The sequence below is a fragment of the Cupriavidus basilensis genome (assembly GCF_029335485.1).
In the GTDB taxonomy this organism is placed as follows: Bacteria; Pseudomonadota; Gammaproteobacteria; order Burkholderiales; family Burkholderiaceae; genus Cupriavidus; species Cupriavidus basilensis_E.
In genome coordinates this window covers 1-24,521 of record NZ_JARJLM010000349.1, presented here as the reverse complement: position 1 = coordinate 24,521, position 24,521 = coordinate 1, and the positions used below count along the sequence as shown (strand labels likewise).

Genomic DNA, 24,521 nt, shown 5'->3' with positions numbered 1-24,521 from the left:
TCAGTACTGCGTTCCCGAGTAGGTAATCAAAAGGCTCAGAGGGCCGTATAGCGGCACCTCGTTGCGGTAGGAAAAGCCCACCGAGCGAATCGTGCCATTGTCATCCTCCTGGATATCCAGGTCGTCACTGCGCACGGCGGTAATACGGTCAATCTGCGCCTGCTTGTTGAAATAATCGGCCACTTCGCGCTTGTTGGATGCCTGCTGCTTCGCATAGCCGACGGCGCGCTTGATCGAAAAATACTCCACCAGGCTTGGAATCGCCCTGACCGCCGGGATCACAACGCCTCCGACGACCAGAATGACGACAAGCAGGCTGCCCAGGGAAAAACCACGCGGCCTGTTCCGTCCCGCCAGCCGTGCCTGTGCCCTGACTACCCTAACCTTTTGACCCGATTGACCCATATTGCGCTTTCCCTCGCTTGACTGGAGTGGTTATTCGCGCCGCGGGAGTTCTATTTGAACGACCCCACGCGTCCGATATTGCCGAGGTTCATCCAGATCAGGAATGCCCGGCCGACAATATTCTGATCGGGCACGAAGCCCCAATACCTTGAATCCAGGCTATTGTCGCGGTTGTCGCCCATCACGAAATAGTGACCTTGCGGCACCTTGCAGGTCAGCCCCTGCTGATTGTAAGTGCAGTTTTCGTGGAACGGGAAATCCGGATCCGCGCCTGCCACATAGGGCGGCCGGTCGGCATCGTTGAGGATGCCGTGTTCCGGCCCCTCGGGCAGCTTCTCGCGGAAGTGCTTCGAATAGGAAAGCCGTTCCTCGTCCAGGTAGTCCGGTTGCTCGCTGTATTCCGCGGGCTTGCCGTTGATGGTCAGGCGCTTGTTCTGGTAGCTCACCACATCGCCCGGCACGCCGATCACGCGCTTGATGTAGTCGAGAGACTCGTCCTTCGGGTAGCGGAACACCATCACATCGCCACGCTTCGGTTCGCTCACCGGGATGATCTTCTTGTTCAGCACCGGCAGCCTGATGCCATAGTCGTACTTGTTGACCAGGATGAAGTCGCCGATCAGCAAGGTCGGGATCATCGAGCCGGACGGAATCTTGAACGGCTCGACCACGAAGGAACGCAGGACGAACACCGCGAGGATGACCGGGAAGAAGCTTGCCGAATACTCCAGCCACCAGGGCTGGCGCAGCTTTTCCTCGGCCAGGCGGCTACGCGAGGTGTCGATCTCGCCGGCGCCGTAGCGCCCCTGGAGATCGGCCTGCCGCGCATCGAACTGCGCCAGTGCGGCCTGGGCGGAAAGCCGCCGCTGCTTCTCGAACACCAGTTTGTCGGCCACCCAGGCAATGCCCGTGATAACGACCAGCACAAAAAGTATCAGTGCAAAATTCATGACGGCTAGATTTTGGTGATGTTTTGTTTGAGTCCGCTGCGCCAACCGGCAAGGGCCTGCCGGACAATCCGGCACGGTCCTCCCGGCCTACTTGTCGCCTACCTGCAGGATTGCCAGGAACGCCTCCTGGGGAATTTCCACCGTACCCACCTGCTTCATGCGTTTCTTGCCCGCCTTCTGCTTTTCGAGCAGCTTCTTCTTACGCGAGATATCGCCGCCGTAGCACTTGGCCAGCACGTTCTTGCGCAGCGCCTTGACGTTCTCGCGGGCGATGACATTGACGCCGATCGTAGCCTGGATGGCTACGTCGTACATCTGGCGCGGGATGATCTCGCGCATCTTGGATACCACTTCGCGGCCCCGGTACTGCGAGTTGGTGCGGTGCACGATCACCGACAGGGCATCGACCTTGTCGCCGTTGATCAGGATGTCCACCTTGACCACGTCGGCGGCACGATACTCCTTGAACTCGTAGTCCATCGAGGCATAGCCGCGCGAAACCGACTTCAGGCGATCGAAGAAATCCATGACGATTTCCGCCATGGGGATCTCGTACGTGAGCTGCACCTGCTTGCCGTGATAGCTCATATTGATCTGCGTGCCGCGCTTTTGCGTGCACAGCGTCATCACCGAGCCGACGTAGTCCTGCGGCATGTACAGGTTGACGGTGACGATGGGCTCGAGGATGTTCTCGATACGGCTCGGGTCCGGCATCTTGGCCGGGTTTTCCACGATCAGCTTGGTCTTGTCCCGCATATCGACCTCGTACACCACCGTCGGCGCGGTGGTGATGAGATCCATGTCGAACTCGCGCTCCAGGCGTTCCTGCACGATCTCCATGTGCAGCAGGCCAAGGAAGCCGCAGCGGAAACCGAAACCGAGCGCCTGCGACACTTCAGGCTCGTACTGCAGCGATGCGTCGTTGAGCTTGAGCTTCTCCAGGGATTCGCGCAGCGCCTCGTACTGGTTGGCTTCGACCGGGTACAGGCCGGCGAACACCTGCGGCTTGACTTCCTTGAAACCCGGCAGCGGCTCGGCCGCCTTGCGCGCCATGACGGTGATGGTGTCGCCCACCTTGGCGGCCTTCAATTCCTTGATGCCGGCGATAACGAAGCCCACCTGCCCCGCCTGCAACGACTCGCGCGGCAGCGACTTGGGCGAGAACACGCCGACCTGTTCGACCAGGTGCTGCGAGCCGGTGGCCATCAGCAGGACCTTGTCCTTGGGCTTGAGCGTGCCGTTGACCACGCGCACCAGCATCACCACGCCGACGTAGTTGTCGAACCACGAGTCGATGATCAGGGCCTGCAGCGGCGCATCGGGGTCGCCCTTGGGCGGCGGCACGCGGGCAATCATCGCCTCGATGACATCCTGCACGCCCAGGCCTGTCTTGGCCGAGCAAGGCGTGGCGTCGTGCGCGTCGATGCCGATCACTTCCTCGATCTCGCGGATCGCGTTGTCCGGATCGGCCGACGGCAGATCGATCTTGTTCAATACCGGCACCACTTCCACGCCGAGCTCGATCGCGGTGTAGCAGTTGGCAACGGTCTGGGCTTCCACGCCTTGCGAGGCGTCGACCACCAGCAGCGCACCTTCGCAGGCGGACAGCGAGCGGCTTACTTCATAGCTGAAGTCGACGTGCCCCGGGGTATCGATGAGATTGAGGTTATAGATCTTGCCGTCGCGCGCCTTGTAGCTCAGCGCCGCGGTCTGCGCCTTGATGGTGATGCCGCGCTCCTTCTCGATATCCATCGAGTCGAGCACCTGCGCCTCCATCTCGCGATCGGACAGGCCTCCGCAGAGTTGGATGATGCGGTCGGCCAGGGTCGATTTGCCGTGGTCGATGTGGGCGATGATCGAGAAGTTGCGGATATGGTCCATCTGATGTTCAGGGGTGCGCCAGTTCGGGCCTCGAAGTGCCCGCATGGGCACGCCGGGCGGCGCAGCAATTATGAACGACCTGGAACTGGCGCCCTGCCGGGCGCGCCCCGCTCCCGGTCGCAGGTTGGTGGCGCAGACTTTGCGCCAAAGCGCGATTTTACCGTATTTTCAAGGCCTTCCGTATGGCGAAATAGGCCGTGGATCAAGCGCCAGGGCTGCGGCCACCCAATCGGGCGCACTTTCGCCAGTCCGCCGGCCTATTCGGTCCCTTGCTGGCCCGCATGTGCGCCCAACCACACCCTCACGCGCTTCTCGTCGAGAAAGTAGTGGCACAGCGTCTCGCCGCAGCCACCCGGGCCGCCCGCCGCCAGCACGGGCACCAGTTCGCCGAACCGGGTTTCCGCCGCAGGGTCGGCATCCACGTCCACCTCATGCAGGACAAAGGAAAAATCGCGCCGGAGCGGCTCCAGCGCGATTTTCATGTCCTCGCACAGATGGCAGTAGGCCCTGCCATACAGTGTGAGCTCGCTCATGGCGATGCCGCGGCTCAGCGGGAGGACATCGTGCCCGGCCTCAGGGTCAGCACCTGCGTGGCATCGCCGCGCCGGACAAAAACGGCTGCGATCCGGCCCTTGTCCAGCCCCTTGACCAGTTCGTTGAACTGGCGCGGACTGGTCACGTCGCTATCGCCCAGGCGCAGGATGATGTCGCCCGGACGAATGCCGGCACGCTGCGCCGGGCCATCGACCTGGTCCACCTCAACCCCCGACTTGATCTTGAGCTCCTTCAGTTTCGCGTCGGGAATCTCGTTGACGATCAGGCCTAGTGCGTTGGGCTTGGCCGTGGGCGCGCTACTGTCGTCGCGCGGCGAATTGCCTCCGCGCGTCTTGATCTTGGCATCCGCATCGAGCTCGGCCACCGTGATGGAAACCTCGCGCGTCGCGCCTTTGCGCCAGAGCTGTAGCGGCACGCGCGTACCCGGCTTGATGTCGCCCACCATGCGCGGCAGGTCGGACGCCTTCTCGATGTCGCGGCCGTTGAACTTGAGGATGATGTCGCCAGCCTCGATCCCTGCCTTTTCGGCCGGGCCGCCGGGCTCGACGCTGCCCACCAGCGCGCCGCGGGCACGGCCCAGGCCCAGCGAGTCGGCGACCTCCTTGGTGACATCGCCGATCGCCACCGCGATACGCCCGCGCGTGACCTTGCCGTTCGCCTTGAGCTGCTCGGTGACCCGCATGGCTTCGTCGATCGGAATGGCAAAGGAAATCCCCATATAGCCGCCGCTGCGGCTGTAGATCTGCGAATTGATGCCGATCACCTCGCCGCGCAGATTGATCAGCGGACCGCCCGAATTGCCCGGATTCACCGCCACATCGGTCTGGATGAACGGCAGGTAGTCGCCCGTATCGCGCCCCTTGGCCGAGACGATGCCGGCGGTCACGCTGTTGTCCAGCCCGAACGGCGAACCGATGGCCAGCACCCATTCGCCCGCGCGGACCTTGTCGGAATCGCCCATAGCCAGCTTGGGCAGGCCGGTTGCATCGATCTTGAGCAGGGCCACATCGGTGCGCTTGTCCGAACCGATCAGCTTGGCCTTGAATTCGCGCTTGTCGAGCAGCGTCACGTAGATGGTGTCCGCATCGGCCACCACATGGGCATTGGTCATCACATAGCCATCCTGGCTGATGACAAAACCCGATCCCACCCCACGGCTCTGTTCTTCGCCTTGTGGCTGGCCGCGGCGCTGGCCGCCCGGGGGCGTGGGTGCGCCGGGCATGGGCACACCGAAGAAGCGGCGGAAGAATTCCGCCATTTCGTCGTCGTCCGCGCCAGGAGCGCCGCGCGAGCGCACGCGCTCGGTGGTGCGGATATTCACGACCGCCGGCCCGGTCTTTTCGACCAGATCGGCGAAATCGGGCAGGTTGTAGGACGGCGCAGCCGCCTGTGCATGGCTCAGCTCGGCGACAAACGGCGCAAAAGCGAGAATGGCAGCCATGAGCACGGTCCGAGCCAAGGCTGGAGATCTTGGTGACATCGTCGACTCCCGGGAGATCAGCGAAAAGAGGAAGAAAGCGTAGGCGGCAAGTGTCGCGGATTTGCGACGGCTGAGTGGCGGTTTCCCGCCACCCGTCATCGCCGCAACCCGGCTCAGTGGGCCTTTGGTGGTTTGTATTCTACCGCCGAGGCAAACTGCCTGACTGTGGCGGGGGGCACCTCGCCTACCACGGTGATCCAGAAATCGGCCACGCGCCGCACCACCACCTGGGTGGCGCCAAGCGAAGCCACGCCTTCGCGGCGCACGCGCTGCTCGGAAACCGGCTCGATAAACACAGACAGGCCGGTCAAGCCATCGCTATAGACCACCTGGAGCACTTCGAAGACGTTCCCGCGCGGGTTGGCCTGCGGCGCGCGCAGTTCCCCAAGCGGACGCCGGACCTCGCGAATCTTCAGGAAGCCCTTGACCGGAATCCCGATGCTCCAGCCTTCGTCGGCAATATTGGCCGGCTGGTTGGTCACCTCGTAGTGATTCCAGGATTTGGAACTCTTGATGGCGGCGAGAATGCGCTGCTTTTCAGACGGCACACCGATGTCGACCTGCGAGAACGCGACCTGCTCCAGCACCTTGCCGCCTTCGCCCAGGGTCTGGGCGCGCATCAGCAAGCCGGAATTCTTCTCGGCCCAGAGACGCACGGCATAGCGCGCCGCGTCATGCGGATCGAGCGAGAACACCTCGCATTCGACTCCCGCCACGCGCTCGCCCGGAAGCTTGCGCATGTCGTAGATATCGAGCACGTCGCTCTTGTTGGTCGCCAGCAGGGCCGGGAAACGATCCTTGGCTTCCTGCTTCTCCACCACCACCAGCTTGGCTTCGGGGATCAGGCTGTGGACGACGTCATTCTGCCGCAGCACCTCGCGCGGCTTCCCGTCGAGGGTTTCCAGCCTTTCGTACTCGTTGTTGACGAGATCGCTGTAATGCTGGATGCGCGAGGCATGCATCACGCTGCCGCGTTGATAGATCAGCGTGCCGACATAATTCTCGCGCTGGGCCGCGCGATGAATCTTGTTGAGCCAGGCCGTTGCATCGCGACGGGCCAGCGTATTGTCCAGCGGCTGCGCGGTCGCTGCGGCAGCAGTCAGACACAAGGCCAGAAAAAAGGACCTGCGAAGGGCCCTTATTCTGTGTGCGCCTGCTACGTTGGCGGGCGACCATCCTTTATGCATGTCCGGCATTATTCCTGCGAATTGTCCTGAGAGAAGTTTGCGCTGTTGGCAACGGTGCGCATGGTCGGCACAACCGCATCGGTGGCAACCGATACGCGATGGGCACGCAGATATTCGTCCAGGCGCGGATCGCGGATCATCTGCGCGTTGTCGGCGGATACCGCCACGATGCCGCCGGCCTTGGGTGCCGCAGGCTGTTCGACTCGGGCCACCACGGCGTCCGGCGTGCCGAGATCGGCGGGGCCGCGCATCTGCGGCACCACCACCCAGCTGACGGCCGCCACAGCGGCGGCGATGGCTGTACCCGGCATGACGCGGCGAACCCACGACGGCTTGAATAGCAGGCGATGCCCATCGGCAGGCCCAGCCTTGGCCACGGCGGGCACCAGAACGTGCGGTTCGCTGTCGAGACGGGCGGAAAAACGGGAGAGAAAATCATCGGTCGAGCCGGCGTGCGTCAGTTCTTCCGAACGCAGGGCATCGCCAATCAATTGATACGCGGTCCAGCTTGCCATGCCTGCCTCGCTCTTCGCCAGGTCCAGCACAGCGTTGGCTTCGTGCGGCGCCAGTTCGCCATCCATCAGCACGGAGATCTGCTCCGCCGCTTCCACTACATGAACCGACTGCTTATGAGCCTGACCCATTTCCCACCCCTAGAAAAACCATTGAACAACCGACAATCCCGTCTACTGCTTTGTCGCTTATCGATGCAGGAATAGGCTGCAACGCTGGCCGCACGACATTTTCTTTACCGCTCTTGCTACCCTTTTTGCTACTGCTGCTACCACCGCTTGCCCTCTGCCGTTCCCAGCAAAGGACGCAATTTCTCGGCAATCGCCTCGCGCGCCCGGAAAATGCGCGAGCGGACCGTACCGATCGGGCACCCCATGGCTTCCGCGATCTCCTCGTAACTGAGGCCCTCGATCTCGCGAAGGGTGATGGCGGTGCGCAATTCCTCGGGCAGAGCTTCCATCGCGCGGTTGACCGTCTCGGCCACCTGGCGGGTATGGAGCATCGACTCCGGCGTATTGATATCTCTTAGTTGCTCACCATCCGCAAAAGTTTCAGCCTCTTCGGCATCGATATCGCTGGAGGCTTCCGGACGGCGTCCCTGGGTCGCCAGGTAGTTCTTTGCCGTGTTCACCGCAATCCGGTACAACCAGGTGTAGAACGCCGACTCGCCGCGGAATTGCGGCAAGGCACGATACGCCTTGATAAAGGCGTCCTGTGCCACATCCTCCACTTCCGCCGAATCCCGGACCAAGCGCGAAATGAGCCGGATGATCTTGCGGTGGTATTTCGCCACCAACAATTCAAAGGCCCGCTTATCGCCCTGCTGGACGCGTTCAACGAGGAGCTGATCGGCTTCGCGTTCGCTCACGAATGGTTCACCTGCAGTGTATCTCTTGGTTTCGTCTTCACGACAAACGTTGTATTTTACCTACGTAGCCAGGCGCACGGTCAGTGCGGTGCAACGCATATTGTGATGGATGCTTCAGACAAGCGTGCATCAATTTGCATCACCTGTCCCCAAGCGCTCGCGCCGTGCCACGCGGAGCCTGCGTCTGAGCAAGCGCAACGCGTCGGCGTCCGCGCAGGCGCGGTTGACCAGCAGCACGCGCGGCGCATGCCCGGACACCGGCTCCAGGGCCAGCACCAGGGCCAACTCGCCCAGTTCCCAACTGGATTCCACGCGCGCTACAGCGCGGCGGCCATCGGGCAGGCCGATCGAGATAGCTGGCCGTCCCGTGCTATCCCGCCCCTGGGCCAGGCCGCAGTATGTGCATGCGGCGCCACGCCAGAGCGCGGGCCACTGGCAGGACAGCCACGCGCACAAGGCCGCGAGACCAAGCACCATCAGCCATTGCGGCAGATTCCAACCTTGCGACGAGCGCTCCAGGGCATGCACGCCCTCCCGGGCCAGCAGCGCGAACGCTGCCAGCTCGCAGGCCAGGAATAAAGCCAGGGCCCACCTCAAGGGGTGGGTCCCGACTGAAATCCAAGGGAAAGCCACCCGGCTGCCGCCGGGGTCAGACGCGACGGAAGACAAGCGTGCCGTTGGTCCCGCCGAAGCCGAAGTTGTTCTTCACGGCTACATCGATCTTCAGATCACGCGCGGTATTGGCCACGTAATCCAGGTCGCACTCAGGATCCTGGTTGAAGATATTGATGGTCGGTGGCGACACCTGATGGTGCAGGGCCAGCACGGTGAACACCGATTCGAGACCGCCAGCGCCGCCAAGCAGGTGGCCGGTCATCGACTTGGTGGAGTTGACTGCCAGCTTATAGGCGTGATCGCCAAAGGCCAGCTTGATGGCTTCAGTCTCGTTCTTGTCGCCCAGCGGAGTCGAGGTACCGTGCGCATTCAGGTAGCCGACTTCGTCCCCGTTGATGCCGGCGTCCCTGAGAGCGTTCACCATGCAGCGGCGCGGACCGTCCATGTTCGGCGCGGTCATGTGGTATGCGTCGCCGCTCATGCCGAAGCCGATCAGTTCGGCATAGATCCTGGCGCCGCGCGCTTTGGCGGACTCGTACTCCTCGAGCATCACCACGCCGGCGCCCTCGCCCAGCACGAAACCATCGCGATCCTTGTCCCACGGGCGGGAAGCGGCAGCGGGGTCGTCGTTGCGGGTCGACAGCGCCCGGGCAGCGGCGAAACCGCCGATGCCGAGCGGCGAAACCGTGGATTCGGCGCCACCGGCCAGCATCACGTCGGCATCGCCCGCCTGGATCAGGCGAGCCGCCAGGCCGATGCTGTGCAGGCCGGTGGTGCAAGCCGTCACGGCGGCCAGGTTGGGGCCCTTGAGTCCATGGATGATGGACAGGTGGCCCGAGATCATGTTGATGATCGAGCCCGGCACGAAGAACGGGGAGATCCGCCGCGGACCGCGATTGGTCAGCTCGGCATGCGTATCCTCGATCATCGGCAGGCCGCCGATGCCCGAGCCGACCAGCACGCCGATGCGGTCCGCGTTGGCTTCGGTCACTTCGTAGCCGCTATCCTTGAGCGCCTGCGAACCCGCTGCGATGCCATAGTGGATAAAGGTATCCATATGGCGGGCTTCCTTGGCCGGGATGTAGTCCTCGGCATTGAATCCCTTGACCTCGCCGGCAAAGTGCACGGCAAGCGCGGAATGATCGAATTTGGTAACGGTGGCGATGCCGGACTTGCCGGCAACCAGGTTGGCCCAGCCTTCGGCAACCGTGTTTCCGACCGGAGACACGAGGCCAAGCCCAGTGACGACGACGCGACGACGGCTCACTATGATTTCCTACGGATACGTGAAACAGAACCGGAACAAGAATCGGGGCAGGCCATCGGCCGGCACCGGGCTACGCCGACACCGGCGCAGCCAGTCCGATTGTGCTTCTTCGAACAGACGAAAGCCACAGAAAACAGCACGGCGGACCCAAGGGCCCGTCCGCCTGCCTTCTGTGGCTCGGAATCCAGATACGACAGGCTTAAGCCTTGACGTGTGCGGTGGCGTAATCGATTGCCTGTTGCACGGTCGTGATCTTCTCGGCTTCCTCATCGGGAATTTCCATGCCGAATTCATCTTCCAACGCCATCACGAGTTCAACCGTGTCGAGCGAGTCGGCGCCCAGGTCGTTCACGAACGAGGATTCGTTCTTGATGTCTGCCTCGGCCACGCCGAGTTGCTCTGCCACGATTTTCTTGACGCGTTGTTCGATATTGTCCATGTAACCCTCCAGGGAAGTTCGACAAAAAGTGGGCGCATTTTAGCAGGTTTGGGCCACAAAAATGCCCCTCGCCATCTATTGCAAGAACAGCGCCCGATCAGTTTTAAAAACAACCACTTCGCGCGGCTTCTGTCGGCTTCTCCAACGAATCCGACCACCGCGCAAGGTGATCAATTCATGTACATGCCACCATTCACATGGAGCGTCGTACCGGTAATGTAGGCCGCCTGCGGACCTGCCAGGAAGGCCACCGCATGCGCGATGTCTTCCGGCTGGCCCAGCCGGCCCAGCGGGATCTGCGTCTTCAGTGCCGCATGCTGCTCTTCCGACAACACCTTGGTCATGTCGGTATCGATAAAGCCGGGCGCCACGCAATTGACGGTGACATTGCGGCTGCCGATCTCGCGCGCCAGCGCACGGCTCATACCCTCAACGCCGGCCTTGGCCGCCGCATAGTTCATTTGCCCCGGATTGCCGGTCGAGCCGACCACCGAGGTAATGTTGATGATACGGCCACCGCGTGCCTTCATCATCGGACGCAGCACTGCGCGCGACAGGCGGAATACTGCCGTCAGGTTGGTTTCGATCACCGCGCTCCAGTCATCGTCCTTCATGCGCATGGCGAGTTGGTCCTGGGTGATACCGGCATTGTTCACCAGCACGCCGAGGCCACCGTGGGCCTTGACCAGTTCGTCGATCAGCGCTTCGGAAGCCACCGCATCGTTGACGTTGAGTACGGCGCCGCGGCCCTTGCCGCCGGCCGCCGCCAGGTACTCGCTGATCGCAGCGGCACCTGCCTCGCTGGTGGCGGTACCCACCACCGTGGCGCCCTGGGCGGCCAGTTCCAGCGCAATGGCCCGGCCGATGCCGCGCGACGCGCCGGTCACCAGCGCAACCTGGTTTTCCAGAAATTTCGTCATTGCCTTGATCCTTGATTACTTCAGCAGCGCCAGCGTGTCCTGCAGCGAGGCCGGATCGAAGATCGCTCCGCCCACCAGGTTGCCGTCGATGCGCTTGGTCATGCCGGCCAGCACCTTGCCCGGACCGCATTCGATCACGTGGGTCACGCCTTCCGCCGCCATCTTCTGCACGCACTCGACCCAGCGCACCGGCGCCGCCGCCTGGCGCACCAGCGCATCCTTGATGGCTTGCGGATCGGTGACGATGGCTACGTCGACGTTATTGACCAGCGGGATCGACGGCGCGGCAAACGTCATGCCGGCCATGCGCTCGCGCAGACGGTCCGAGGCGGGCTTGAGCAGCGAAGAATGGAACGGCGCCGACACCGGCAGCGGCAGCGCGCGCTTGGCACCGCGGGCCTTGGCCATTTCGCAGGCCTTCTCCACCGCCGCCTTGTTGCCGGCGATCACCACCTGCGAAGGCGCATTGAAGTTCACCGCCTCGACCACGCCTGCACCCGTCGCCGCAGCTTCCGCGCAAGCGGCGCGCACGTCGTCATCGGACAGGCCAAGGATGGCGGCCATGCCGCCTTCGCCCACGGGCACGGCTTCCTGCATGGCTTGCGCACGAAAGCGCACCAGCGGCACCGCTTCGGCGAACGGGATCACCCCGGCCGCCACCAGCGCGGAATACTCGCCCAGGCTGTGGCCGGCCACCAGCGCCGGAGCCGCGCCGCCGGCATCGAGCCAGGCACGGTAGATCGCCACCGCGGCGGTCAGCATCACTGGCTGGGTATTGGTCGTGAGGTTCAGTTCCTCGGCCGGGCCTTCGGCGATCAGCCGGCCCAGGTCCTGGCCGAGCGCGGAGGACGCCTCGTCCAGCGTGGCACGGACCACGGGATGATCGGCAAACGCGTTAAGCATGCCGACTGCCTGCGAGCCTTGCCCCGGGAATACAAAGGAATATTTCATCGCAATCGAATCGTAAAGATGAATACGGCAAGACCGGCGCAACGGGTCAAGCCCCTGGCGCCGGCCCGAATCTTACATGCGCAGCAGCACCGCGCCCCAGGTGAAGCCCCCGCCGACGCCTTCCATCAGCACGTGATCACCCGCGCCGATACGGCCGTCGCGCACCGCCACATCCAGCGCCAGCGGGATCGACGCGGCCGACGTATTGCCGTGCTCGTGCACCGTCGCCACCATGCGCTCGGGCGGCAGGCCCAGTTTCCTGGCCGTGCTCTGCATGATGCGGATATTGGCCTGGTGCGGGATCAGCCAGTCGACCTGCCCGGCCGGGAACTGCGCGCCAGCTAGCGCTTCACGCGCCACTTTGTCGAGCACCGTGACCGCCAGCTTGAACACTGCCTGTCCATCCATGTGCAGGAACGGGTTGCCGGTGATATTGCCGCCCGAAACATTGCCCGGCACGCACAGGATATCGACGTGGCTGCCGTCGGAGTGCATCGCCGTAGACAGGATGCCGGGCTCCTCGGAGGCCGACAGCACGACCGCGCCGGCGCCGTCGCCGAACAGCACGCAGGTGGTACGGTCGTTGAAGTCGAGAATCCGCGAGAACACTTCCGCGCCGATCACGAGCGCATTGCGGTGCGAACCGCTGCGGATGAATTTCTCGGCGGTGGCGAGCGCGTAGACGAAACCGGAACACACCGCCTGCAGGTCGAATGCCGCACAGTGATTGGTGATACCGAGCTTCTGCTGCACCAGGCAGGCCGTGCTGGGGAAAACGAAATCGGGCGTGGAGGTGGCTACGATGATCAGGTCGATGCTCTGGCGATCGATGCCGGACGCCTCAAGTGCGCGCTCCGCGGCCTTGACCGCGAGGTCGCTGCTGGTGACATCCGGTTCGGCCCAGTGGCGGGCCGAGATGCCGCTGCGCGAAAAAATCCATTCGTCGCTGGTCTCGATACCCTTCTCAGCCAGTTGCGCCGCCAGATCGTGGTTGGTGACGCGCCGCGGAGGCAAATAGCTCCCGGTTCCGGTGATTTTTGCGTAGCTTGTCATGTAATGTCGGATCGATCGTGTGGCCACGGGTCGTCGCCCGTGGCATCTACATCAAGACCTCAGGCGGCGTGCGGGCTTGGACTGGAATCCTGGGCGCCTGACTGCGGGCCGGTAGCCGGGGTGCTGTTACCTGACTTGTTGGCGAAAGCCTGAATGGTGCGAGCAATCACACCATTCCTGGCCGCATCATACCCGCGTTTGATAGCCCACTCAAAAGCGTGCGCGTCGGCAGAGCCATGACTCTTGACCACCAGCCCGCGCAGGCCGAGCAGGGACGCGCCGTTGTAGCGGGCCGGGTCCAGCCGCCGGGACAGCCGCTTGAGTACCGGCATGGCCAGTCCCGCCAGCAGCCTGGTGAACCATGAGCGGGTAAATTCTTCCTTGATCATATTGCCGATCATCTTGGCCAGCCCCTCGCTGCTCTTGAGCGCGACGTTGCCGACAAAGCCATCGCACACCACGATGTCGGTGGTGCCCTTGAAGATGTCGTTGCCCTCCACGTTGCCGTAGAAGTTGAGTTCGGAGGCACGCAGCAATTCGCCCGCGCGCTTGACCACATCGTTGCCCTTGATCACTTCCTCGCCAATATTCAGCAAGCCGACGCTAGGGCGTTCCTTATGGTCCACCACCGCCACCATGGCCTCGGCCATGCGCGCGAACTGCAGCAGGTGCTCGGGCTCGCAGTCGGCATTGGCGCCAAGGTCGAGCACGGTGGTGCCCCAGCCCTGTTCATTGGGGATGGTGGTGGCGATCGCCGGCCGCTCGATGCCCTCGAGCGTCTTCAGCACGTAGCGCGAGACCGCCATCAGCGCACCGGTGTTGCCCGCCGAGATGCAGGCGTCGGCCAGCCCTTCCTTGACCTGGGTCACAGCCACCCGCATCGAGGAGTCCTTCTTCTTGCGCAGCGCCACCTCGACTGGATCGTCCATGGTGATGACCTCGGTCGCGGTCACAACGCGCACGCGCGGATGGTCGAGCGCGTGCAGCTTCTTGAGCTGCGGCTCGATGCTGTCCCGTAAGCCGACCAGCACCACTTCGGCATCGCCATGGCTGGAGAGAAAACTGATCGCCGCCGGTACCGTCACGGAGACGCCGTGATCGCCACCCATGCAGTCGATAGCTAGTTTGATCGTCATTGTTTCCTGGTGCAGAAGCGCTTGTCGGCGTGACTTGAAAACCTGGCTCCCGGCCTGGCCGGGCTTGACCCGGACCAGCCGATGGCTACCCGACGGCACTCACGGAGCGCCCGGTGCCAGCCCCGGCGCCCGCCCTGGCCCGCCATCCATGGCCGTGGGCCTGGCTCGGGCAAGTGGCGCGATGGAGGCTGGAACCTGCGCTACGGTTTGCGCTGCGAGCGCGCAACAAAAAAGCGGCAACGATTTTGCCGCTTTTTTGTTTTTGACCTAGCAACGTGCGCGTACGAGACGCAAAGCCACGCCGAACGATCTGTCAGTCGTTCTTGGTCTTGATGACCTTGCGGCCACGATAGTAGCCGTTCGGGCTAACGTGGTGACGCAGGTGGGCTTCGCCCGTGGTCGGTTCGACTGCCAGCGGCGCTGCCGACAGATGATCGTGCGAACGGTGCATGCCGCGCTTGGACGGCGACTTCTTGTTCTGTTGAACTGCCATGATGACTCCTTCGAGAATTTTTCAATGGTAACACACGCATCCCGCACGAGGCGTAGCCGGGCCCGGCCGGATGCTGATCCTGGTGCCTTGAAACGCAGCCCGATGCCGGCGAGCCGGCTTCAGTGCTTGGTCTTCAGGCCAGCCAGCGCCGCAAAGGGCGAAGGCCGTTTTTCCTCTTCCGGCAGAACCTCGGGTTCGGGTTCCGCCTGTCCGTCCACCCCGGTCACGAGGCTTTCGTGTACCTGCGGGCAAACGTCATGCTTGGGCGCCACCGGCAAAGCCAGCAGCACTTCATCTTCAATCAGCGACAGCAGGTCGAAGCGCTTGGACCCGACGATCACGTCGATTTCGTCATCGTCCATCGGCGCAGCGTCGGCGTCTTCCTCGCTGGCCACCACTTCGAAGCACATGTCCGTAGCGATCGTCTCGGTATAAACCTGCAGGCAGCGCTGGCAATCCAGCCACACCCGTCCGTTCACGGAGAGATCGATATACAGATGCTGCGTCGGCGCCGTGCCTGGCTCGCTGGTGTCTTCCTCGACAAAACCGGTAAGCACGTAGCCGAACACCTCGTCCGGCGCCGATACTGGCGCTTGCGCTGCGGTCTCGGCTATGATGCGCGGCAAATCGCGCGCCGCAACTTCGCCGGCTGCATTCCCGCCGGCGCGGCAAAAAGCAAAGAGATCGAGCGCGCGCAGGTCAATCGGCTGGGTCATGTCTTATCGTGCCGTTTTGCCGGAGCATTCCGGGCATAGCGGCCTGGAGCGTGGTGCCGAGGGTTATTCACCATCGAAACATGTTCCTGGGGCCGCACAATACCGGTTAACACACGGAAATTGCGCCGGACTTGCTTGGCTGAAACCGAAGATTATACGACGTTTTTTCGGCCGTGGTCAAAATTTTGGAAGATGGCTATCCGGCGCTTTCCCTTTTCGCTCAATCACTTATGCCGCAAACTTCCCGCCCCACCCTGATCCTGGGCTCCAGTTCGCCCTATCGCCGCGAACTGCTGCAACGGCTGCGCATTCCATTCGAGGTGGCGGTACCAGACATCGACGAGACCCCTCTTGCCGGAGAAAGCCCGGAAGCCACCGCACTGCGGCTGTCCCGCAGCAAAGCCCAGGCTATTGCCGAGCGCCATGCGGGCGCCCTGGTGATCGGCTCTGACCAGGTAGCCACGCTGGACGGCAGGCAGATCGGCAAGCCTGGCTCGCATGAACAGGCGCTAGCACAATTGCAGCTGATGCGAGGCCGTACCGTCACCTTCCATTCCGCGCTGTGCCTGCTCGATGGCCGCAACGGCCACGCCCAGCTCGCGGATGTCCAGACCCGCGCAACCTTCCGCGAACTCCCCGACCACGAACTGGAAGCCTACCTGCGCATCGAACGCCCTTACGATGTGGCGGGCAGTGCCAAATCCGAAGGCCTCGGCATCGCCCTGCTCTCGCACATGGCATCGGACGATCCTACCGCGCTGGTGGGCCTGCCCCTGATTGCGCTGACCACCATGCTGCGCCAGGCCGGCTACCCTTTTTTCCAGGACTGAGGGCGGCCGCGCCGATGGCGCGGGCAGACAAACAAAGCAGTCGAAACAAAAGCAAGAGAACCAAGCATGAGCGGCATCCTGTACCTGATTCCCAACACCCTGGGCAAGCGCGACGAAACCGACCCCTTGCCGGACGTGATTCCGGCCGGCGTGCAGCAAATCGCCGCCGGACTGGACTACCTGGTGGCGGAAAACGCCAAGACGGCACGCGCCTTCCTCAAGAAGCTGGGCGAAACCTGTCCGCTGGCCCGGCCGATCCAGCAGATCGAGATCCGCGAACTGAACGTCAACACGCGTGACGATGCACTGGCGGCCTTGCTTGCACCAATCCGCGAGGGCCGCGACGGCGGCCTGCTGTCGGAGGCCGGTGTGCCGGCCGTGGCCGATCCCGGCGCCAACCTGGTGCGCCTGGCCCATGCCAGGGGTGTACGCGTGCGCCCGCTGGTGGGCCCCAGTTCGATCCTGCTGGCGGTGATGGGCTCGGGCCTGAACGGCCAGAGCTTTGCCTTCAACGGTTACCTGCCGGTGGACGCCGGCGAGCGCGCGCAGCGCTTGCGCGAGCTGGAGCAGCTTTCACGCAAGGCACACCAGACCCAGGTCTGGATTGAAACGCCCTACCGCAACGGCCCCTTGCTGGAAGCCATGCGCCAGCATTGCGCCGGCGGCACCATGCTGTCGATCGCGGTCGACCTGACCTTGCCAAGCGAAGCGATCGTCACGCTGCCGATTTCCGAGTGGCGGCCGGAGCGACTGGATCTGCACAAGCGGCCGGCCATTTTTTCGCTGCTGGCAGGTTGAGAGCGGGGGCATAAAACGAAAAATGGGGCATTTACGCCCCATTTTCCCGCATCTTGCATACAGATCAATGCATGGCCTGCGCACGAGCGCCAAGCAGCATCGTCTTCATCGCTGCCGTACCCACCGCCGCGCCAAAGCGCTTGGCGACCCGCTCCGCGATGTTCTCCTTGACGGTGTAGTCCACGATGTCTTCCGCCTTGAACAGATCGCGCGCCACATAGTCCGCGTTGCCCAGGCCGTCGGCCAGCCCCAGCTCCACACTGCGCTCGCCCGACCAGAACAGGCCGGAGAACAGATCCGGGTCGTTCTTGAGACGATCGCCGCGGCCTTGCTTGACCACATCGATGAACTGCTGGTGAATCTGCTTGAGCATGGTCTCGGCATATTGCTTCTGCCTCGGCACCTCGGGAGAGAATGGATCGAGCATGCCCTTGTTGGCTCCGGAGGTATAAAGACGGCGCTGGACCCCCAGCTTGTCCATCAGCCCGGTGAAGCCAAAACCATCCATCAGCACGCCAATCGAGCCGACGATGCTGGCCTTGTCGACATAGATCTTGTCCGCCGCCGCCGCCACGTAGTAGCCGCCGGAAGCGCAGATTTCCTCCACCACCACGTAGAAAGGCCTGGATGGATAGAGGGCCCGCAGGCGGTGGATCTCGTCGTTGATCATGCCGGCCTGGACCGGAGAGCCGCCCGGCGAGTTGATCTTCAGGATGATGCCGGCCGCATTGGTATCGGCGAACGCGGCTTGCAGGGCGGCATTGATCGACTCGGCGCTGGCCGGCGTGCCCGCGGCAATCTCGCCATCGAGCGAGACCATCGCGGTATGGCGGCCCGAGGTGGTAATGCTGCCATCGCCCTTGAAGTCAAAAATGGCAAAGAACAGCAAGGCGAGCAGGCCGATCCCGACAAATCGGAAGAAGATGCGCCACCGGCGCGCCGCACGCTGCTCGCGCAAGGTCGCCATCAGCACCTTTTCCAGCACATCCCGCTCCCAGCCGGTCCCGGTAGGCACCGGCCCGACGTCGCGGCCGGCGAGGCGCGCCTTGCGCTGGCTGGCTTCGCGCTGTGCCGCGGCATCGCCGGCGCGCAAGTCCTGCTCCAGCGGGAAATCGGCCTGCGAGGCCGTTTCCAGCCGGTCGTCCGCGGCTCCCGGCGTCCCGGCGCCGGCAGTAGCAGACGGCTCCTGCGGCTTGCCAGATTCGTCGTGAGGCGGCTTTTGCTGTTCTGTCATGCAGTTGGCTCTTTGGCTCTTGATTAGGAATGAAGTATTGCCCAGCATCCGGCCCTGCGGGCTGCCCCGCTAGCCAGCGGGTGCTTCGTAGGGGCTTTCCGGCAACCAGTACACATTACCGTCGCGCTCTTCGATGCGCAGCTTGGATAGCGAGGCGCCGCGGCAAGGGCCGCCGACGCACAGGCCGCTGTCCGGCGCATAAATCGCGCCATGTGTCGCGCACATCAAGTATAGGCCCGAGGACTCGAAAAACTGCCCCTCCTGCCAGTCGAGCTCCATCGGCACATGGGCGCACTGGTTCAGGTAGCCATGGGCAATGCCGTCGAAACGCACCACGAAGGCGCTCACCGGCCGGCCGCCCACCGCCACCACGAAGCGCACCCCGCCGCCGCCTTCGGCCAGCTCGTCGGCCGCGCACCGGCGGCGCGCGCCAGCCCCCCTTTCTCCGCGCATGTCAGGCATGGGTCAGCAGCCAGTCCTTCAGGTCGCCGATCGAAGTGGCGCAATGCAGCGGCGCCATCGCCAGCAGGGTGTCGGCCGGATGCGCGCCATAACCGACGCCGATCCCTGCCGCGCCGGCATTGACCGCCATCTGCAGGTCATGGGTGGTATCGCCGATCATGACGGTGCGCTCCATCTCCTGGCCAAGCTCGCGGGTCAGCTCCTGCAGCATGGCGGGATGGGGCTTGGAGAAGGTCTCATCGGCGCAGCGGGTGGCGTCGAACCAGCGCGCCAGGCCGGTCGCCTCCAGTGCTCGCTGCAGGCCGACGCGGGTCTTGCCGGTGGCCACGCCAAGGAAATAGTGCTCGGCATGCAGTGCCTCCAGCATCTCGCGCACGCCTTCGAACAGCACCAGTTCCGCGTCGCGGGTCAGGTAATGAAAGCGATAGCGTTCGGCCAGCTTGGGATAGTCGGCCGGATCGAGCGTGGGCACGGCGTACGACAGCGCATCCTTGAGCCCCAGCCCGATCACATGGCTGGCGGCGCTGTCGTCGGGCACCGGCAGGCCGAGGTCGCGGCTGGCGAGCTGGATGCACTTGGCGATGGTCGGGGTGGAATCCATCAGGGTTCCATCCCAGTCGAACACGATCAGGTCAAAGCGTTGCCTGGCCATTGGTATCCTTGTTGGCGCCTTAGTCGCGGGCGCGCTGGTTGCGGGCTTGCTGCAGGAAGGCTTCGCACTCCGGCGGCATGGGAGCAACGACAGTGATGATGTCACCACTGATCGGATGCGTGAAAGTCAGGCTGTGCGCGTGCAGGAACATGCGCTTGAGCCCGGGATTGGCGCCGCTGCGGGCCAGCGCCTTGTTGAGGGCGAAGTCGCCATATTTCTCGTCGCCGAGGATGGGGAAGCCGGAATGCGCCAGGTGGACCCGGATCTGGTGGGTCCTGCCCGTCTTCAGTTCCGCTTCCAGCAAGGTGAATCCCGGCATGACTTCCAGCCGGTTGAACACGGTATGCGAGGCAATGCCGTCGTCCTGCACGCGCACCCGGCGCTCGCCCTCGGCGGTGGTGTATTTGAATAGCGGCAGCTTCACGTGCTGCCGGGCGTTCTCGAAGTGACCGGCCACGCACGCGAAGTATCGTTTGTCCAGCGCACTGCCGCGCATCTGTTCGTGGAGGTTGACCAGCGCCGTGCGTTTCTTCGCCAGCACCAGCAGGCCCGAGGTTTCGCGGTCGAGCCGGTGCACGAGCTCAAGGAACTTGGCCTGCGGGCGCGCCCGCCGCAATTGCTCGATCACGCCGAACGCCACGCCGGAGCCACCATGCACGGCCACGCCGGCAGGCTTGTTGATCACCAGCAGGTACTCATCCTCGAAGACAACCGGGAAACTGGCCGGCGGCACGAATTTGCCGCCATCGGGTGCCGGCGCCGCCACTCGCATGGGCGGAATCCGCACGACATCGCCAAGCTGGAGGCGATAGGTGGCATCCACCCGGCCCTTGTTGACGCGCACTTCCCCCGACCTCAGGATGCGATAGACATGGCTCTTCGGCACCCCTTTCGAGAGCTTCAGGAGGAAGTTGTCGATACGCTGGCCATCGGCCTCGTCGCCAATTGTTACGTACGCCACCTGGGGCCCGGCCGCGGCGGCCCGCACCTCTTTTTCAATTTGATGGCGTAACTCATTCATTTTCAATATAATTTCCTCGCTGTCCCGGCCAAAGACCGGCAGCGCAAGTCAGGTGTAGGCGATTCGTCGTATTTTACACTTCGGGTTGCCGCCAGCCCTGCCAGCCTCCCGCTTCTTTGCGTACCACGCGAGCCCCGGGTTGGTGAATGGCAGCAAAAACGCAGCACGCACGGTACTGCCCCGCGCAGGAAGTCGCCCAAAGGCAACTTCGGCGCTGACGGCGGTCACGTGGGAATAGAGTGTTCAGGTAGAACAGAATTTGATAGCGGGTGCTCTCGCGGCATCCGCTCTGGTGAGAGAAGTCCCGCCCGCACCGGGAAACGGTGCCGCCGGCATGCTTCCGACGCCACCTGACTGGTTATACCGGCGCCCGGTCGCAGAACTCCAAGAAGTAGTAGGTGCGCCCGCCAGGAGATGTCAGGTAGCGAAGCAGCATTGCCGTGACGACAAACTTGCTCTTTGACGCGTCTTGGCCTTCCGCGGCCGGCCGCGATGCGATGGCGCCCTTTGCGCCCGCGTTGCCGCCATGCCAGCCGGAAACCCGCCGGGTCGCTGCGCAGAGCAGCACACCGGCGTTCTCTCCGACCATGCGGACGGCGCATCGACGTCGTTACCTCTCTTTCACCCGCGCCCAGCCGGCCGCGCTCATTTGCGCACCGGCGCCTTCGGCAATTCTCGCGCCACCACTCGCTCCCTCGCGTGCTCCACGGAACGCCGAGGGCACCGCTTTGCCGGTGCAATCCTCGGCATTGAGTGAGGTAATGCGATGAAACGCATGCTTTTTAACGCGACGCAACAGGAAGAATTGCGCGTCGCCATCGTCGACGGTCAGAAACTGATCGATATCGACATCGAGGCTGCCGGGCGCGAACAGCGCAAGGGCAACATCTACAAGGGTGTCATCACCCGTATCGAACCGTCGCTGGAAGCCTGCTTCGTCAACTACGGCGAAGAGCGCCACGGCTTCCTGCCCTTCAAGGAAGTGGCGCGCGCCTTCTTCAAGGAAGGCGTGGACGTGCGCAACGCGCGCATCCAGGACGCGCTGCACGAAGGCCAGGAACTGATCGTCCAGGTCGAGAAGGAAGAGCGCGGCAACAAGGGCGCGGCGCTGACCACCTTTATCTCGCTGGCCGGCCGCTACCTTGTGCTGATGCCCAACAATCCCCGCGGCGGTGGCGTTTCGCGCCGCATCGAGGGGGAGGACCGCCAGGAACTGCGCGAGACCATGGCGCAGCTGACGGTGCCCGAAGGCATGAGCACCATCGCCCGCACCGCCGGCATCGGCCGCTCGGCCGAAGAGCTCCAGTGGGACCTGAACTACCTGCTCCAACTGTGGAAGGCCATCGACGGCGCCGCCGGCGACAACAAGGCCCCGCTGCTGATCTATCTCGAATCCAGCCTGGTGATTCGCGCCATTCGCGACTATTTCCAGCCGGATATCGGCGAGATCCTGATCGATACCGACGAGATCTACGAACAGGCCCGCGCCTTCATGAGCGTGGTCATGCCCGACAACATGAACCGCGTGAAGAAGTACCGGGACGATGTTCCCCTCTTCTCGCGTTTCCAGATCGAGCACCAGATCGAATCGGCGTATTCGCGCATGGTCATGCTGCCCTCGGGCGGCGCCATCGTGATCGACCATACCGAAGCCCTGGTGTCGGTGGACGTGAACTCGGCACGCGCCACCAAGGGCGCCGACATCGAGGAAACCGCGCTACGCACCAACCTCGAAGCCGCCGATGAAATCGCCCGCCAGCTGCGCCTGCGCGACCTGGGCGGCCTGATCGTGATCGATTTTATCGACATGGAGGCCAGCAAGGCTCAGAAGGACGTGGAAACGCGCCTGAAGGACGCCCTGCGCCATGACCGCGCCCGCGTGCAGATGGGCAAAATCAGCCGCTTTGGCCTGATGGAGCTGTCGCGCCAGCGTCTGCGCCCGTCGCTGTCGGAAGGCTCGCACATCACTTGCCCGCGCTGCAATGGCACCGGTCATATCCGCGATACCGAATCCTCCGCCCTGCAGGTGCTGCGCATCATCCAGGAAGAAGGGATGAAGGAGAACACCGCCGCCATCCACTGCCAGGTGCCGGTGGAAGTGGCTGCGTTCCTGCTCAACGAGAAGCGCCAGGACATCAACCTGATCGAAATGCGCTTCAAGGTGAATGTGCTGCTGATTCCCAACAAGCACCTCGAAACCCCGCATTACAAGCTGGAGCGCCTGCGCCACGACGACCCGCGCCTGGAAGAAGGCACCGCCAGCTACAAGATGGCCGAGGCCGCCGCCAAGGAACTGGAAGCCGATACCAGCTACAGCAGCCGCAAGAAGGAAGATGCCAAGCCGCGCCAGGAAGCCGCGGTCAAGGGCATTACGCCGGAACAGCCGGCACCGGTCTCGGTACCGCGCGCCGAGCGCGCCCCCCGCCCGGAGGCCCCCGTGGCACGTCCCGCCGTACCGGCCACCCAGCCGGTGGCCAGCGGCGGCTTCATCGGCTGGCTCAAGAACCTGTTCGGCGCCAAGCCGGCCGCCCCGGCCGTCGAGCCGGCCAAGCCGGTTGACGCGGAGCCGCGTAGCGCGGAAAACCGCGCCCAGCGCGGCCCACGTGGCGAAGGCCGCGGCGAGCGTGGCCAGCGCGGCGAACGCGGTGGCGAGCGTGGAGAACGCCAGGGCCGTGGCCAGCGCGGCGAGCGCCAGGAACGTGGCGAGCGTGGCGAACCGCGCGTTGAGCGCGGCGAACGCGCCGAGGCCCGTGGCGAGCGAGGAGAACGCAGCGAACGTGGCGAGCGCAACGGGCGCGCCCCGCGCCAGGCAGCACTGGAAGTCCAGCCGGCCCGCCAGCCCGAAGTGGCAGGTGCCGAGCGCAGCGACGGCCGTGGCGAAGGCCGCCGCGACCGCAACCAGGAACGCCGCGAGCGCCAGCGCGATCGCCAGCGTGAACGCGGCGAAGCACCGCGCGAAGGCGAAGCCGGCGAAGGCCTTGCCGCGGAAGCCGTGGGTACCGCCGCCGTCGCAGCCGCCGCGAGCGCTGCCGTGGCCGCCCCGGCCGTAGCCGCACCGGCCGCGCCGCGCGACGATGCCGAAAACGCACGCACGGAGTTCCCGGAAGCGCCGGAAGGCGCCGAGAACGGTGAAGGCGAAGAGCGCCGCCGCCGCAATCGCCGTGGCCGCAATCGCTATCGCCGCGAACGCGACGACGGCGTCCAGGCCAGCGAAGGCGGTGAAGGCGGTGAAGGCGAAAATGCCGAAGAAGGCCGCGAAAGTGCCGCACCGGCTGTTGCCGCCGTCGCCACCGAAGCCGTGACCGAAGCCGCCGCCGTGGTTGCCGAAACGGCGCCCAGCGCACCGGCTTCCCGGCCCGTCGAGGCCGCGGTAGCGCCCGAGCCGACCATGCAGCCGGTGGAAACCGTGCACGTGCCGGCAACGCCTGTCGCCGCGACCGCCGCCGAACCGGTGGCTGAACCGGTGATCGAAACCGTGGTTGCGGCCAGCCCGGCGGCTTACCAGCCGGCCCCGGCGGTGGCGGAAACCGCCGCCCAGGCACCGGCTGCGCAAGCCCCCGCCGTCGAGGCGCCGGTGGCCGCACCCGCAGCCATCCCGGCCGCCGTGCCAGCCCCGGTGGCTGCCGCTCCGGTGGCGATCGAAACCCTGCAACCGATGCTGGCTTCGGCCGGCCTCGAGTGGATCAACACCGACAGCAGCAAGCTGCGCGCCGCCCAGGAGGCTGCCGCCAGCATCCCGCCGGCACCGCGCGTCGTGCGTGAGCGCAAACCCCTGCCGCCGCTGCCCGAAGGTCCGATGATTCTGGTCGAGACCGCCGGCAACAGCGCGGAAACGGCGCCGCAGAAGTAAGCGGTACCCCGCGTGCAGCAGGAAAGGGACGGCGATGCCGTCCCTTTTTTCATGCCTGCGCCACGTCCGCGGAGGCTCGCCGGCTCAACGCCCCTGCCCCGCGTCAGGTGATTGCCGCGTTACCACTGCTGGCTCGGCTAGAATGACAATTAGATGGCACCAGAACAGAGGTGCCCGGAACGGGTGTCGCGCGCACGCCTGCGTTTGCGCCAGAACCACCCGTCACATGCATTGCCAAGCCCCAG

Annotated in this window: 25 protein-coding genes; 3 read left to right on the top strand and 22 right to left on the bottom strand. The window is 64.2% G+C overall.

What is annotated here, in order from left to right; genetic code table 11:
* From P3W85_RS20435 to P3W85_RS20355, 17 genes are all read right to left on the bottom strand, one after another.
* Nucleotides 1-405 (bottom strand): DUF4845 domain-containing protein, encoded by a 405-nt coding sequence (locus tag P3W85_RS20435; protein ID WP_051078562.1) that lies wholly within the window; start codon nt 403-405, stop codon nt 1-3.
* 50 nt (nt 406-455) lie between these two features.
* Nucleotides 456-1,355, bottom strand: a complete 900-nt coding sequence (gene lepB / locus P3W85_RS20430; RefSeq protein WP_017229343.1) for a signal peptidase I — start codon at nt 1,353-1,355, stop codon at nt 456-458.
* A gap of 87 nt (nt 1,356-1,442) precedes the next feature.
* Entirely contained in the window at nt 1,443-3,236 is a 1,794-nt protein-coding gene (gene lepA, locus P3W85_RS20425; protein WP_276266133.1) for a translation elongation factor 4, read from the bottom strand.
* A gap of 257 nt (nt 3,237-3,493) precedes the next feature.
* Nucleotides 3,494-3,769 carry a glutaredoxin family protein gene (locus P3W85_RS20420; protein WP_017229341.1) on the bottom strand — a complete coding sequence of 92 codons (276 nt, stop codon included), beginning with the start codon at nt 3,767-3,769 and terminating at the stop codon, nt 3,494-3,496.
* A gap of 14 nt (nt 3,770-3,783) precedes the next feature.
* Nucleotides 3,784-5,232: a Do family serine endopeptidase gene (locus P3W85_RS20415; RefSeq protein WP_017229340.1), complete on the bottom strand. Its 1,449-nt coding sequence runs from the start codon at nt 5,230-5,232 to the stop codon at nt 3,784-3,786.
* A 152-nt stretch (nt 5,233-5,384) separates the two neighbouring features.
* A complete protein-coding gene (locus tag P3W85_RS20410; protein WP_035815106.1) occupies nt 5,385-6,458 on the bottom strand; it encodes a MucB/RseB C-terminal domain-containing protein in 1,074 nt (357 codons plus the stop codon).
* An 8-nt stretch (nt 6,459-6,466) separates the two neighbouring features.
* On the bottom strand, nt 6,467-7,102 hold the full coding sequence (locus tag P3W85_RS20405; RefSeq protein ID WP_035815093.1) for a sigma-E factor negative regulatory protein: 636 nt from the start codon (nt 7,100-7,102) through the stop codon (nt 6,467-6,469).
* 137 nt (nt 7,103-7,239) lie between these two features.
* Nucleotides 7,240-7,839 carry an RNA polymerase sigma factor RpoE gene (gene rpoE / locus P3W85_RS20400; RefSeq protein ID WP_017229336.1) on the bottom strand — a complete coding sequence of 200 codons (600 nt, stop codon included), beginning with the start codon at nt 7,837-7,839 and terminating at the stop codon, nt 7,240-7,242.
* A gap of 129 nt (nt 7,840-7,968) precedes the next feature.
* Complete coding sequence (locus P3W85_RS20395) at nt 7,969-8,436, bottom strand: hypothetical protein (protein WP_017229335.1); 468 nt, start codon at nt 8,434-8,436, stop codon at nt 7,969-7,971.
* Between the two features lie 52 nt (nt 8,437-8,488).
* Nucleotides 8,489-9,721, bottom strand: coding sequence for a beta-ketoacyl-ACP synthase II (fabF, locus tag P3W85_RS20390; RefSeq protein WP_017229334.1), 1,233 nt, complete (start codon nt 9,719-9,721; stop codon nt 8,489-8,491).
* 199 nt (nt 9,722-9,920) lie between these two features.
* Entirely contained in the window at nt 9,921-10,160 is a 240-nt protein-coding gene (gene acpP / locus P3W85_RS20385; RefSeq protein ID WP_008644813.1) for an acyl carrier protein, read from the bottom strand.
* Between the two features lie 170 nt (nt 10,161-10,330).
* Nucleotides 10,331-11,080 (bottom strand): 3-oxoacyl-ACP reductase FabG, encoded by a 750-nt coding sequence (gene fabG / locus P3W85_RS20380; RefSeq protein WP_276266132.1) that lies wholly within the window; start codon nt 11,078-11,080, stop codon nt 10,331-10,333.
* Nucleotides 11,081-11,095: 15 nt separating this feature from the next.
* Nucleotides 11,096-12,031, bottom strand: a complete 936-nt coding sequence (fabD, locus tag P3W85_RS20375; RefSeq protein ID WP_017229332.1) for an ACP S-malonyltransferase — start codon at nt 12,029-12,031, stop codon at nt 11,096-11,098.
* A 72-nt stretch (nt 12,032-12,103) separates the two neighbouring features.
* Nucleotides 12,104-13,084: a beta-ketoacyl-ACP synthase III gene (locus P3W85_RS20370; protein ID WP_017229331.1), complete on the bottom strand. Its 981-nt coding sequence runs from the start codon at nt 13,082-13,084 to the stop codon at nt 12,104-12,106.
* A gap of 59 nt (nt 13,085-13,143) precedes the next feature.
* On the bottom strand, nt 13,144-14,220 hold the full coding sequence (gene plsX / locus P3W85_RS20365) for a phosphate acyltransferase PlsX (protein ID WP_035815085.1): 1,077 nt from the start codon (nt 14,218-14,220) through the stop codon (nt 13,144-13,146).
* Between the two features lie 313 nt (nt 14,221-14,533).
* Nucleotides 14,534-14,713 (bottom strand): 50S ribosomal protein L32, encoded by a 180-nt coding sequence (gene rpmF / locus P3W85_RS20360; protein ID WP_017229329.1) that lies wholly within the window; start codon nt 14,711-14,713, stop codon nt 14,534-14,536.
* 119 nt (nt 14,714-14,832) lie between these two features.
* Nucleotides 14,833-15,429, bottom strand: coding sequence for a DUF177 domain-containing protein (locus P3W85_RS20355; protein WP_017229328.1), 597 nt, complete (start codon nt 15,427-15,429; stop codon nt 14,833-14,835).
* A gap of 230 nt (nt 15,430-15,659) precedes the next feature.
* Between P3W85_RS20355 and P3W85_RS20350 the strand changes: the two genes are divergently transcribed.
* Nucleotides 15,660-16,259 carry a Maf-like protein gene (locus P3W85_RS20350; protein ID WP_276266131.1) on the top strand — a complete coding sequence of 200 codons (600 nt, stop codon included), beginning with the start codon at nt 15,660-15,662 and terminating at the stop codon, nt 16,257-16,259.
* A gap of 66 nt (nt 16,260-16,325) precedes the next feature.
* Nucleotides 16,326-17,057: an SAM-dependent methyltransferase gene (locus P3W85_RS20345; RefSeq protein WP_276266130.1), complete on the top strand. Its 732-nt coding sequence runs from the start codon at nt 16,326-16,328 to the stop codon at nt 17,055-17,057.
* A 64-nt stretch (nt 17,058-17,121) separates the two neighbouring features.
* Here the strand turns inward: P3W85_RS20345 and P3W85_RS20340 are convergent, their stop codons facing one another.
* From P3W85_RS20340 to P3W85_RS20320, 5 genes are all read right to left on the bottom strand, one after another.
* Nucleotides 17,122-18,291 (bottom strand): S49 family peptidase, encoded by a 1,170-nt coding sequence (locus tag P3W85_RS20340; protein ID WP_276266129.1) that lies wholly within the window; start codon nt 18,289-18,291, stop codon nt 17,122-17,124.
* A gap of 69 nt (nt 18,292-18,360) precedes the next feature.
* Nucleotides 18,361-18,753 (bottom strand): Rieske (2Fe-2S) protein, encoded by a 393-nt coding sequence (locus P3W85_RS20335; protein ID WP_276266128.1) that lies wholly within the window; start codon nt 18,751-18,753, stop codon nt 18,361-18,363.
* Entirely contained in the window at nt 18,746-19,405 is a 660-nt protein-coding gene (locus P3W85_RS20330; protein ID WP_276266127.1) for an HAD-IA family hydrolase, read from the bottom strand. Before P3W85_RS20330 ends, P3W85_RS20335 begins: the two co-directional genes overlap by 8 nt.
* Nucleotides 19,406-19,424: 19 nt before the next feature.
* Entirely contained in the window at nt 19,425-20,426 is a 1,002-nt protein-coding gene (locus tag P3W85_RS20325) for an RluA family pseudouridine synthase (RefSeq protein WP_017229322.1), read from the bottom strand.
* A 358-nt stretch (nt 20,427-20,784) separates the two neighbouring features.
* Nucleotides 20,785-21,015, bottom strand: coding sequence for a hypothetical protein (locus P3W85_RS20320; protein WP_017229321.1), 231 nt, complete (start codon nt 21,013-21,015; stop codon nt 20,785-20,787).
* A 177-nt stretch (nt 21,016-21,192) separates the two neighbouring features.
* Here P3W85_RS20320 and P3W85_RS20315 point away from each other — a divergent pair, with 177 nt between their 5' ends.
* Entirely contained in the window at nt 21,193-24,276 is a 3,084-nt protein-coding gene (locus P3W85_RS20315) for a ribonuclease E/G (protein WP_276266126.1), read from the top strand.
* Nucleotides 24,277-24,521: the final 245 nt, after the last annotated feature.